We start from the raw sequence: 13,518 nt of genomic DNA on the forward strand, positions 1-13,518 counted from the left end.
TCCTTATGATGCTTTAGGTAAAGTAATGACAAAACGCGTCATTTCACCAAGCTCACTATTTACGTTGAGCTTACCATTAGATTCTTTTACCTGAGTTTTGATAATATCTAAGCCAACACCGCGGCCACCATCTTCATCGGCCTCATCTTTGGTAGAGAACCCAGAAGAAAACAACTGCTTCAGTAGCTGGTTATGGTCTAGCTGTTGAGCTTCTTCAGCACTAAAACGACCCAAGGCGACTAGCTTGTCACGGATACCATCATAATTGATGCCTTGACCATCATCTTGTAAGCTGACGATGAAATCTTGGCCAATGCTTTGCATCTCTAAGCTGATTTTACCCACGCTAGGCTTGCCTGCGGAGCGGCGATCTGTAGGTGGCTCGATACCATGTACAACGGCATTCCGTACCAATTGAACACTGATTTCTTTAACGGCTTTTTTTAGTCGCTCAGGTATCTTTACTTGCTCTAAAGTAGAGCTGTTTAACTGTACTTCTTTACCTTGTCTGGCCGCGATGTCTTTCGCGAAGTCTTGATAGTAGGCTAGTAGATGAGCATCTGACTCATCATCTAAATCTATATCTTCACCGTCTGCAAGGCTCAAACCATCCAGCATCGGAGTAACCGTCTGGCCACTACTCTCCACTATTTCTGCGGCACTAGCGTCTGCTGCCATCGTAGTTGGTACTGAGTCGCTGGTTACTGAAGTAGTCGGCTCTGAGTTTGCTTTTGCACTGGCTGGCGATGTCTGATTGATACGCTCACCTAGCATCTCGATGGTATTCGACAAACTTAACAAGTCATCCAAATGTACCGCCAACTGCAAAAAGTCATTACCAGATAGCTTGCCTTGGTTTTGTAGTGCGCTAAGCTTGTCCTCAGCATCACTAGCAATTTTGGTAAAGCTATGCAGTTTGAGCGCAGAAGCATCACCTTTTAAGCTATGCATATCACGATAAATAGCTTTCAACTTGCCTTCAAGCTCATATTGCGAGCTGCCAGGGTTTTTCAAAATGTTATTCATTTTTTCGATATGAGTTTTGGTATTGCTAATAAACTCATAAATAATTTTTGGTTTTACATTTAGGATGGTGGTCAACATCTCAATCTGCATGTCGTTTTGTGAGCGTTCTTTCTCTAAGCGCTGCTCTAGCTGAACGGCCTCTGATACATCGTTCACGTTGACCAAAATACGTGCGATGTCTTTATCTTCATAAACTCGTGAGAACTTAAAGTCCAAGAAGCGGCTTTCTGAACCTTGATCGGCAGAAGTGTTATGCAGTAAGACTTTGGTTAATGGATTGAGGGCATCGACAAGTTTTTCTTTGACGCGCGGGTTATAGAGCTGTTCGATGAACTGCTGTGTGGTCTTCAAGTCTTTATCAGAAATACGACCACGTAAGACGTTGGTAAAGTTTTCTCCTGCCAAACGCTCTGCGCCGACAATCTTATTGAGTGCACGAGAATGCTGCTGACCAATTTTCAAGTCTTTATCAAGCAAGAATAGACCGGTATTAACCGTTTGCATAATCTCTTGAGTTTCACGACGAGCAGCTGCTGCTTCGGCATCCGTCTCACGTAACCTGCGAACAAAGAAGAATACAAAGATTAAGAAGTAAGCGAAGATAGCGGCAACACCAAGAACCTGAATCAAACGAATGGTACTAGCTTGACGCTCTGCACTGTTAAATACGTCCTTAGTAAGACTCTCTAATGAATCGTTAATAAATAAACTTGAAGTCTTCGCTTGCTCAACTGCTTGAGTCAAATCATCTGCAGAAGATACCATAACGTTATCAGCGTCTTTCAGATAAGCTTGAATTTTAGGTTCTAAAACTTTCCATTGTTCGTTAGCTGCACCAATATCTGCTTTTGCATCGCTATTAATCTTCGGCAAGTTATAACTATTACCTGCAGTGTCAGTGATACTACCACCTTGCTCAATAGCAGAAATAGACCTAGTAATTAACGCAGTATTTTGCTCCAAACGGCTTAGCACCCGCTGTATATGTGGAGAGTTAGTATCCTCACCATAGCTATTGTCCAAATCAAACAAGTCTTTAATTACTGCTTGCGCGCTGTTAGCGACTTGGTTAGTTTGATCAATAAGGGCAGTGTTTCTTTCTAATAAGTTCGAGGTATAAAAAGTAAAAGCCAGCAAAGCACCGATTAATGATAAAAATAGGGCAATCGAAACGATTAAGCCTTGATAGCGTTTGTTATCTATATTATTTGTAGTTGCCATTTTCAGAAATCCTTAGTTCGCTTGAGTGGAAGTAGATTTACTGTCAATGGCTGGCTCTGTCGCACCCAACCATTTCTCCTCAATTTCTTTGAAGGTACCTTTGGTTTTTAACTTTGTAATACCCTCATTTATTGTATTAATGAGCTGAGTATTCTCTTTTGCCATTAGTACCACTTGCTGCGCTGATGGAGCATCATCGGCTTCATAAGGGACAATGTTGACTTCATACTCTGGATAGCCTTTTACGATATATTGTAAAACTGGTAAGTCATACAAAAGAACATCCGTCTTCCCCTGAACTAAGTCTTCATATGCCAAAAATACAGTAGGTCTTGAAACTAATTCCACATCAGACCCCATTTCCTTCAAGGTATCTTCTTCTTTTGAGCCTTCTAAAGTACCTGTCTTTAAACCTTTTATATCTTCCAAACCTTTTATTTCTGCATGACCCTTTAAATACATTATGGTAGCTGGGTTAAAGAAATAAGGGGTCGATAAACCATACTTTATAGCACGATCATCTTTATAAGAAATACCTGATATCGCTAAGTCACGATCACCTGACTCCACACTATCGAACATATTCTGCCAAGTCTCTTTATAAAACTCGACCTTAAAACCCTGCTCTTCACCAATAGCTCGAATTGAGTCAACATCAGTACCTTGCATATTTCCATAATCGTCTTGAAACGAGAAAGGCGGTAAGTCACCGGTCATTGCAACTTTCAGTACTGGCGCTGAATCAGGCAGCTTACTAATGAAACTGTCTTTATTCTCTATTTTTTTAGTGCTATTTGTATTAGCATTTTCTTGAGTGCTTGAGTTGCCACACCCAAACAGGCCAACGCTTAACACGATTGGAAGTACCCGAAATAGCGGTTTCATAATCCATCCTTGATTTTAGATAACTTAGCATTCGCAATTGTGAATATATAGATAATCTTGATTTTATCTATATACCAAATTGAGTTTAAATGTGAAACATGAATAAAGTGCGACCCTATCGCTCAGTAGGCCGATAAAGACCAAAACTTATAAGTAATATTATGCAATATACATACCAATATTTGATAGAGCGTTGCAATTACTCCTCAAACGGTGCAATTATTATGTAAAAAAAAACATTCGATACGTATCAAACGTATCGAATGCTTTTTGGCGTCACCATATACTTTATATTTTGACCTTTTTGGTCAATTATCCAACATCATCAAGATCTAAGTTACGATCTATTTTCCATATCAAGAAGCTACCAAGGCTCATCAGCGCAAATATAGCGATACCGATTTTGAGCACAGGATTGACAGGAAACAGGTTTAATAATAGACCGCCAAATATCCCCACGGAAAACATCAGCGAACCTTGCAACGCACTTGCCATACCAGCACGATGCTTTTGAAAGGCCAGTGCGATGGCTGAGGCGTTCGGCTGGGTCAAGCCCAAACCTGCGATACAAAAGAAAATACAGGCTAATACTAGAGGCAGCCAAGCATCCACACCAAAAACAAGACCCGTTATAAATAACGCTGCAGAAGAGATTACCTGCATCATCGCACCAAAGCGCAATATACTCAGAATACGAAAACGGTTGGTGAGCCATTGGTTAAGCTGAGTCAACGCCACAAATCCTGCGGCGTTCATTCCAAACAGCCACCCAAAATCTGTCGCAGAGATATTATAAGTATCCATGATCAGCTCAGAGGCCGAGCTGATATAAACAAACATCGCCCCCATCAGCAGACCACCACCAATGGCTGGATAGTTAAAGCTTGGGTCTTTTAACAAATCCCAGTACTGGCTGAGTACTTCTTTAGCTGGGCGTGCATTGCGGTTTTCTTCAGTGAGGGTTTCAAAGAAGAAAAACTTGGTCAGCAATAGATTAAGCACCCCAAAAGCGGTCAAAAACCAAAAGATAGAGCGCCAGTCAAAGAAGCGCAAAAACAGCGCGCCAAGGGATGGAGCTAGTATCGGCGCTAGCCCCATGACCAAAATCATGATAGAAAAAGCCTTGGCAGTCTGCCTTGCTGTAAGGCGATCACGAATGGCGGCGCGAGTGACTACCGCTCCCACACAGGCTCCAAGTGCTTGCAGCATACGTCCCAAAAACAACACATATTCGTTGTCCGTAGTCGCACAGGCTATGGAAGCAACCACGTACAAGCTCATGCCGATATATAAGGGTTTGACTCGTCCGACACGATCACTAAACGGGCCATAGAATAATTGCCCAAATACCAAGCCGACAAAATAGGCAGGAACGGAGTTGGCCATAAATGCAGTAGATACGCCAAAATCCTCTGCCATTGACGGCAACGCAGGCAAATACATATCAATAGACAATGGTCCCACTGCTACGATCAGCCCAAGCATCATAATCCATGCAACAGGCAAATCCGCTGAGCGTACTCGTTCAGAAGCAATAGGTTTATTAGGCAAAGAAGAGTTAGGGGCAGACATAGTTCAGACCATTTTATTTATATAAGAATTATTATTTTATAACTGAGATGCTCAGCATGTTTTGTTTTATACAAACCAAAAGACAATAGTGCAGCATTTGCGTACGACTATGCAAGCAGACAGTGTTATATCGTACTGTCCGCTTGTATTTCAATAGTGGCATGTTTTTAGAATGACAAATAGCAGGTGCTAGGGGCTGTTGACTATAAGATAAAACATAGCAGTGATAATGTTTTGTTGCGTACAAACAACTTCTTTAAAACTGACATTAATAATACTGCTTGACAGCCCATTATTTCTTCACTGTAACTATATATAGTCAGCTGAATGTAAAACTGTTATGGATTTAAACGCGCTACTGGTATAAATTTTACTTGCGTGCTGCGTACCCAGAGGCTGCGCAAAATTCATCCCAGTAGCGCTATGACATTTTTAGAGTGTATCGACTATATACAGTTCATATACTATAAAGTAACTTTTATTTTATTTGTAGGAGAAATATCTTGTCTTACTTACCTTGGCTCCGCTTAGCATCACAAGCTGCTACTAAGCGTACTATGAGAATCATTCCAAAATCACTACTCTGTGTCGCTATTGGACTTACTCTTGCCAGCTGTAGCAACACCAAAGACGACAAGACGCTCAACTTGTATAATTGGGAAGAGTATATGCCCCAAAAGATTCTTGATGGTTTTGAAAAAGAGACAGGTATTAGCGTTAACTATATCAAGTTCGAATCTAATGAGGTTATGTATGACAATCTAAAAACAGCCGACAATGCGAACCCATACGACATTGCTATGCCATCCAGCTATTTCGTTGATAAAATGGCGAAAGAAGGTCTATTACAAGAATTAGATAAAGCGAAATTAAGTAACTTTAAAAACCTTGAAGCTTCATTTACCAATACCGAGTTTGATCCTGATAATAAATATTCCGTCCCCTATGTTTGGGGAAGTACGGGTCTCATCATCAATGGTGCGGCTATCGACCCGCAAACTGTAAACAGCTGGGAAGATCTCTGGCGACCTGAATACAAAAATCAAGTGATGTTAGTGAACGATATGCGCGATGTGTTCGGTATGTCGTTATTGACACTGGGCTACTCGGTGAATAGCCGCAACCCTGATGAAATCAAGGCCGCTTATGCTAAGCTCACGACTTTAATACCTAATATCGAAAGCTTCAATGAAAATGATGTGCCACTTACTTCTTATCTAGCAACAAGCGATGCTACTCTTGGTATGACATATAACGGTAAGACATTAATAGCCAATAATGAAGGTGTCAGTACTCTACTCTATAAATACCCAACTGAAGGGGCTATCTTATGGATGGACAATTTGGTCATTCCTAAAGACGCCAAGAATGTAGACGCTGCACATCAATTTATCAATTACTTACTACTGCCTGAGAATGCCAAAATTATTAGTGAAGAGATTGGATATGCTGCACCAAATAAGGCTGCACTGGAATTGATACAATATCAGTTAAAAAATAATCCAATTGTTTATCCCTCTCAAGAAGCGGTAGAACAAGGAGATTTCCTCGCAGACGTGGGTGATGAAGCCTTGAAAGTCTACGAGCAATATTGGGAGCAGCTTAAAAACAGTCTCTAATATGAAAATTAAAATACCTATAGCAAGCAACATATGACAATAGACAGTACAACGCAGCACTTTCTATTGTTAGCTCAATGGTATTAAGACTTTAGATAAAAGCTTTCGATCAAACTTTAATAGAGATGCGCTTTACCCGCTTAATTTAACCAAACTGGCGTTTCGCAAACTCCACACTGGCATCTTTTGCTTTTTTTAGCGCAAACTTACGGTTACGCCCCATCATCATCTTTAATTGCCACATTTTTTCTTTATATAAGGTGATAGCTGACTGCTGATGCATGGCATTGATCACGCGTTTACTGGCCAGCACTGCGTCAGGAGAGCGCTGTGCAAACTCAGCGGCAAGTGCCTGAGCGTCTTCTAACGGCGTCTCGCTACAATGACTGACCAAGCCCAACTTCTCGCCTTCTACTGCGTCGACGATACGCGCGCTCATGGCCAGCTCTTTTAACACATCTTCTCGCACCACCCCAAACGCTGATTGAGTCAAGCCCATATCTGGCACCAAGCCCCACTTCGCCTCCATAATGGATAGTTTACAGTCAGGACGGCTGATACGCACATCGCAAGCCAATGCCAATTGTAGACCTGCACCAATACAATACCCTTCAAGCACGGCAATGACTGGTACTGGCACATCACGCCACACCAGACAAACACGTTGGAACAAGCTCTGCCATGGCTTCACCAGCTCCCAAAATGCGAACGCTTGGTTTTTTGGATGATTTAAGTCTCCCAAATCTATGCCCGCACAAAACGTTCCTTCAGCGCCATTAAGAATGACCGCTCGTAAGGCTTTGTCTTTGCTGACACGCTCTGCAACTGCAATCAGCTCCTCTACCACCTTAAAACTCATGGCATTCTTTTTCTCTGGTCGATTGATCGTAACGGTGGCGATATTTTCAGTAACACTGACTTGCAAAGTTTCATATTGATAAGCGGCGATAGCGTGCATAACAATCCTTAATAATAGATAAGAGCGATAAGATACTATTCATCATGACTTTTAATGACGTCAATGTGGCTTCAATCTTAACAGTCTTATATCCACTGTACCGTATCAAAAACTGACTGTCGCGGTGGCATTTAGTTTATAAAAACACTGCTCTGTCATATTGCAGTATGTCGAACAGACAGCTAATCACTGTTTATGATTTAACATGCGCTCATCAAAGCACTGCACTTAAATCATCTTCCATGTCATGTCATTTTCGCTTAATCGATGATAATTTAACTGTGGGTATGGCGACAGATCCAACGTTTGCAAATTGCTCAAAGCAAGCAGTAAAGCTTCATAATACGGCTTGAGCATGGCAAATTGTGCAGGCGTTGTATGCTGTACATTCAACAAACATTTATCTTCCAAGTCTTGGCTGGCTTGGCGTATTTGCGGGACACCCGTATAACGACTGGCGCCTAATATACGATGCGAGATTTGCGCAAGCATATTGCGATCACGTGCTTGCCATGCCTGCTCTAAGGCTTCCTTTTCATCAGCGATGGTATCTATCATCATCATGATGAGCTTGGCTGCCAAGTCCGGCTTATTAGCAGAGCGGGTCAGGGCATCCTGCCAGTCTAGTATCTCCATTTCATCCATAGCAGCGCTCTTTGCGCTACTGTCTATTGACTGCTGCGCTAGCGAACGCTCCTGTTGCTCCATGCCAGCGTCTGGCTGTTGCTCTTGATATTGCAAGCGTTGATATTGCATGTTTTGATAACGTGGCTGAGTAGCGCGTTGCGGCTCTCGCATGTGATCGTCGCGTAGTTGGCTATCTCGCAAGTAATCATCGCGGATCTTTTTGAGCGATAAAGGTCGTGAGACTCTTTTGGCAGCAGACATTGGGACAGGCTTAGTATTGCTGACATTATCGATGGTGGTATTGGTGATGAAGGTATCTTCGCGAATATCAGTGTTAGTAGCAACAGGAATATCAGCGCCTGTAATTGGGCTTTGCGCTGTGGCTTGTCGACCGAGCCACTTTTGTAGTACTTGTAATAGTTGCGGTTGACTAATCGGCTTACCAACATAATCATCTATACCGCTTGCGAGTAGCTTGTCACGCTCATCAGACAATCCATGCGCAGTCAGGGCGATAATAGGAATATGACTGTCAGCCGCTTCGATTTTTCGTATTTGCTGCGCCGCTTCACGTCCTGACATACGCGGCATTTGAATATCCATAAAGATTAAATCAATACTGTCATAATCTTGTTGGTTTTCTGATTTAGCTGCCGTTGATTTTTCTTCCTCAGTGGTGTTTATAGTCAAGGCCGTGTTAGAAGCAGCTTTATTCAACTGGGCACGGTCTTGCGCTTTTGAAATTTGCGTCTTGTTGGTGAGAGTTTTTGCAGCAGGTTTAGCGCTTTTTATATTTTTGGTTTGCTGCTTACTCATCAATTCAATAGCGTCAAAGCCACTGTTAGCAGTAATCACATGAATACCAAGCTCACTCAGTAGCGCGTCTAATACCAACAGGTTTGGCAGATGATCATCTACAGCCAGCACCGTCACGCCCTGCCAGCGCAGCGCTTGAGACTTAACTGGCGCGCTTTTCTTTTGGGTATCGAGCATGGTATATAACTGACGCTTATCTAGCGGCTCATACAGGATATTGGCGTGATAACGGTTTAATAATGCTTGATCGGCAGCGACCTGATAACCAAAGACGGCAAGCTTACCTTGATAGTGTAGACGAATTTGTTTGAGCAATGCCATCATGTCATCTTGAGTATCATTATCGACTATGACCCAATCCCAGTAGTTACCATGCTCTTTGAGTGATTCAAGTACACCAGGCAAAGAGTTGGCATGGGTGAGCTTGATCGGCAACGTTTGCAGACTGGCTTTGAGCACCTGTCTTGACGCCATATGATTGATCCAAACCAAGACATTGAACTCATCACTCTCGCTTGCAAGTGGCGCCAACACCGGTAGTGCAATGGTCTGGCCAGTGGCAGCTTCTAGAACATCGACATGAGCTGGCATGCGGAACCAAAAGGTCGCTCCTTGATTGGCGATATTCTCTTGCGCATTGTCATAAAAGCCAATATCACCGCCCATAAGCCGTGTAAGCTGCTTGGATATCACAAGTCCAAGCCCAGTACCACCATATTGACGAGTGATAGACGGATCACCTTGGCTAAAGCTTTGAAACAGCATTTTTTGATCTTCAAGAGAGATGCCTTTGCCGCTATCTTGAATGCTGATCATCAAGTAGTTATCGCGGTGTTCATCCAAACTAACTCGCACCACCACATCACCACTGTCAGTGAACTTAATAGCATTACCGACTAGATTGGTCAGTACCTGCTTGAGACGCAGAGCATCACCGACGATACGCATCGGCACATCGTTGTAAAACAGCACTGCCATGCGCAGACCTTTTTCTGCTGACACGGGTGAGAGCATATCAACCACATCATAGATGGTGTCATACAGGTCAAACTCATGACGATCTAGCACCAACTTGCCCGCTTCTATCTTAGAAAAATCTAAAACATCGTTCACCAGTGCCAACAGATGCGCAGACGACTTGCGAATCGTATGCACATATAAATCTTGCTCAGGGTTCAGCTCGCCATGACGTGCCAGCAAATTAATAAAACCATCAATACTGTTCAGCGGTGTGCGTAGCTCATGACTGATATTGGCTAAGAATGCAGACTTGGCTTGACTGGTTGAGATCGCCGCATCACGTGCATTTCTGATAGAGATATTTTGCATCTCCATCTCATCAAACGCCAAACGCAAGTCATCTTCGGTTTGCTCCGCATGATCTTTCAGCTCTTGAAAACTGCTGTGCAGACGGCGTAAGGTCTTTACCAAGTCCTGCTGCAAGAGATTTAGCTCACCGTCAGATTCAACAGGAATGGGTTTGTATAAATTATCTACGTGGGTACGCTGTAGCTGCAGACGTAGCTCATAAATAGGTGCAATCCAGCGCTTGGCATAAATATTCAGGCTCAAAAGTAAGATCAAAATAGTGAATAGCCCAGTGATGGCCAGTGCCATAGCGATACGATAGCGGGCAATATACAGTGGCTCATTGTCCATATCGACAAGTAACCACAGTTTTTGCCCTTCAAAATCACCCAGCAAGCTGCCATAAGCAGTACCAATAGTAGTAGATTGCTGCGACAGGAAGTTTTGTGACTTATCGATACGAGGCCAGCTTTCATTAACACCGTAACCTACTGTCGCAAGTACGTGATTGTCTTCACTAATAATCGCTATACGCTGTACATGTTGTTCAGAATGCATACGGCTGAGTCTATCGCGAATCGTTAGCAGGGTTGCCATAGCACCTTGCGGATCAACGCCTGTGTCGACACCATCTTCGTCAGCGATTGACATACCAATCAGTGCTGGCACCGTTACCCCACCGAGCGTCTCTTCTGAAAGCACTGCACCGTCAAGGCTTCTAGCGCCTAATCTGCCATAATTATCAGAATGTACCTGTGATACTGGAAGCTGAGACTTTTCTAAGCGGGTCTCAAGTGCTGCCTGATCGGCAGAATTGACCCCATCAGTGATTTGCTGCGCTGTCCTTTTATTGTTTTCTAATAACTGACGCTCTTGCTCAAGTAAGGCTGGAATCAGGTCAGTAACCATCGGCTTATAACGAATCAACACCGCTTCAGCTAGAGCCTCTTGCTCTGACTCACTCGCTCGCATGGTTTCATAAAACACTAAAATCCCACCGACCGCCGCCAGTACAGATATCGGTAGGAAAACCAATATAATCAACTGACCATAAGCACTACTGGTATCAAAGCGTTTTCTATATGCCATGCTAGCTCTACTCTCTACTGAATTTTGCGATGTATAAATAGTGACTGTAAACTGTCTTGGTGAATAATAAAACTTCTAAACATTGCAGGTATTTTAACAGCATTCTATGACGCAACCCATCATTCAATAATGACCAGATTAATAGACGGGATTCTTTTGAATATAGTGGCTGCTTTTGAGCCTATCTGTTTTACCAATATATCTTGATGCCATCAGCGCAGCCAAAAACAAAATGATATAATGACGCATTATTTTATTTGCTGGTCTATTTATAACCAAAATCAGTTTATGACCAAAATCAGTATAAGCTTTAGAATACAAACATGAAGATACCCTCTTTAAGAAAATAACAAGGATTTCCTATGTCCGCTACGACCAACCCCAACTTTATCTCTCAAGTCACCGTCCTGGCCGATTGCGTCGGTCAAACGCCGTTGGTTAAATTACAACGCTTGCCTGAACAAGAGCAAATTGCCAATGGTGCCACCTTATTGGCCAAGCTTGAGGGTAACAATCCAGCGGGCTCCGTCAAAGACCGCCCTGCTTTTAATATGATTTATCAAGCAGAGCAGCGCGGCGATATCAAGCCTGGTGATATGCTGATTGAAGCCACCAGCGGCAATACTGGCATTGCCTTGGCCATGGTCGCTGCAATGCGCGGCTATCCGATGACGCTACTGATGCCCACCAACTCAACCCAAGAGCGCAAAGACGCCATGACAGCTTACGGTGCAACGTTAATCGAAGTTGATGAAGGCATGGAAGCGGCACGCGATATGGCATTGCAAATGCAGGCGGACGGTAAAGGCATTGTGCTGGATCAGTTTAACAACCCTGACAATAACCAAGCGCATTATCTAACCACAGGCCCTGAACTTTGGACACAAACTGACGGCAAAATTACCCACTTTATCAGCTCAATGGGCACTACCGGCACCATCACAGGAGTGTCGCAATACTTAAAAGAGCAAAACCCTGACGTCAAGGTTATCGGTTTACAGCCTGATGAAGAGGCATCTATTGCGGGTATCCGCCGCTGGCCTGCCGCTTATATGCCAGGTATTTTTGATGCAGACTTGGTCGATGAAGTCATGGATGTTGATCAGCATGACGCTGAAGTTTATATGCGCAAACTGGCCAAAACCGAAGGCATTTTTGCTGGCGTATCTTCTGGTGCCGCAGCATGGGCGGCAGTACAAGTCGCCAAAGAAAACCCTAATGCCGTCATCGCCTTTATCGTCTGCGACCGTGGTGATCGTTATTTATCGACTGGTTTATACAGTGTTAATGACGAAAATGTTAATGATGACAATGTTGTTAACGGTACAGAAAACGCAGCACAATAAGCTAACAATTAATTAGGTTTACCTATGTCACAAGCCTTACCGTCCGACCCGATACTGGTCTTTGATATCGAAACTGTTGCCGATACTGATGCGGCGCGCCGTATCTATCCGCAGTTGGCTGAGCTTAACGATGCTGATGCCCTAAGCGCACTGACAGCGATACGCACACAAGAGGCAGGACATGACTTTATGCGCTTGCCGCTGCAGCGTATCGTCTGTATCTCAGCGTTATATATCAAAAACGGCACGTTTTCTTTATTTTCTCTAACCGCAGATAAATTTAGCGAAAAAGACATTTTGTCTAAGTTTTTTCGGGCGTTTAGTGATCTTGAAAAACTACCTCAGCTAATTAGTTGGAATGGCTCTGGCTTTGATATTCCCGTGCTTATTTACCGTGCCATGCAGTATGACTTGTCAGCACCGTGGCTATTTGAAGAAGGCGAGCGCATCAAAAACATGCGTTTTGATAATTACGTAAATCGCTTCCACACTCGCCATCTGGACTTAATGGACAGATTTAGCCAATACGGTGCCAGTCGCCGCGAGGCCATGGATGTGGTCGCAAGCCTTTATGGTCTACCTGGAAAAACGGACGTCGATGGCAGCATGGTTGGGGGTCTCGTCAAAAATGGCGACTGGCAGACGCTGTCCATTTACTGCGAGTCTGATGTCATGAATACTTGGCTGATTTATTTGCGCTGGTTGCGTCTGACGGGTCAATTATCCTCACAGGACTTTAACGCTTGGCAGCAGCAAAGCCATGATTATTTGGCACAGTATACCCAAGCGGATGGCAGTCCACGCCATCATGAGTTTATCGCTGACTGGTCATCTGCGCCCAAATCTTAAAAAGCCCAAGCTATAAAGCGGTGCTATAAATAAGATGGTCAGTTGAAAGTAAATTTGTTATAGGTTTAAGTACGCTACTGGTATAAATTTTACTTGCGTGCTGCGTTCACAGAGGCTGCGCAAAATTCATCCCAGTAGCGCTTGTGCTATTTTTTGAGTGAATTTATAGCACTCACCCTTATTTTTAGTTATTTATCATTTA

General features: G+C 43.4%; 8 protein-coding genes. 3 read left to right on the forward strand and 5 right to left on the reverse strand.

Features of this window, described 5'->3' with window-relative positions; genetic code table 11:
* Positions 1-3 precede the first annotated feature (3 nt).
* The 3 genes from JMX03_RS12005 to JMX03_RS12015 form a co-directional block, all read right to left on the reverse strand.
* Positions 4-2,247, reverse strand: coding sequence for an ATP-binding protein (locus tag JMX03_RS12005; RefSeq protein ID WP_201596986.1), 2,244 nt, complete (start codon positions 2,245-2,247; stop codon positions 4-6).
* Positions 2,248-2,259: 12 nt separating this feature from the next.
* A complete protein-coding gene (locus tag JMX03_RS12010) occupies positions 2,260-3,132 on the reverse strand; it encodes a transporter substrate-binding domain-containing protein (RefSeq protein WP_201573906.1) in 873 nt (290 codons plus the stop codon).
* Between the two features lie 312 nt (positions 3,133-3,444).
* On the reverse strand, positions 3,445-4,704 hold the full coding sequence (locus tag JMX03_RS12015; protein WP_201596988.1) for a multidrug effflux MFS transporter: 1,260 nt from the start codon (positions 4,702-4,704) through the stop codon (positions 3,445-3,447).
* Between the two features lie 503 nt (positions 4,705-5,207).
* On the opposite strand from JMX03_RS12015, the gene JMX03_RS12020 reads away from it, so the two are divergent.
* Positions 5,208-6,323: an ABC transporter substrate-binding protein gene (locus JMX03_RS12020; RefSeq protein ID WP_227695679.1), complete on the forward strand. Its 1,116-nt coding sequence runs from the start codon at positions 5,208-5,210 to the stop codon at positions 6,321-6,323.
* 145 nt (positions 6,324-6,468) lie between these two features.
* Here JMX03_RS12020 and JMX03_RS12025 read toward each other — a convergent pair whose 3' ends face one another.
* A complete protein-coding gene (locus JMX03_RS12025) occupies positions 6,469-7,281 on the reverse strand; it encodes a crotonase/enoyl-CoA hydratase family protein (protein WP_201596990.1) in 813 nt (270 codons plus the stop codon).
* Positions 7,282-7,509: 228 nt separating this feature from the next.
* Complete coding sequence (locus tag JMX03_RS12030) at positions 7,510-11,121, reverse strand: ATP-binding protein (RefSeq protein ID WP_227695688.1); 3,612 nt, start codon at positions 11,119-11,121, stop codon at positions 7,510-7,512.
* A gap of 362 nt (positions 11,122-11,483) precedes the next feature.
* Here JMX03_RS12030 and cysM point away from each other — a divergent pair, with 362 nt between their 5' ends.
* Complete coding sequence (gene cysM / locus JMX03_RS12040) at positions 11,484-12,467, forward strand: cysteine synthase CysM (RefSeq protein ID WP_201596992.1); 984 nt, start codon at positions 11,484-11,486, stop codon at positions 12,465-12,467.
* A 24-nt stretch (positions 12,468-12,491) separates the two neighbouring features.
* Positions 12,492-13,316 (forward strand): 3'-5' exonuclease, encoded by an 825-nt coding sequence (locus JMX03_RS12045; protein WP_201596994.1) that lies wholly within the window; start codon positions 12,492-12,494, stop codon positions 13,314-13,316.
* The last annotated feature ends 202 nt before the right edge of the window (positions 13,317-13,518 follow it).

The organism is Psychrobacter fulvigenes (assembly GCF_904846155.1).
Lineage (GTDB): Bacteria > Pseudomonadota > Gammaproteobacteria > Pseudomonadales > Moraxellaceae > Psychrobacter > Psychrobacter fulvigenes.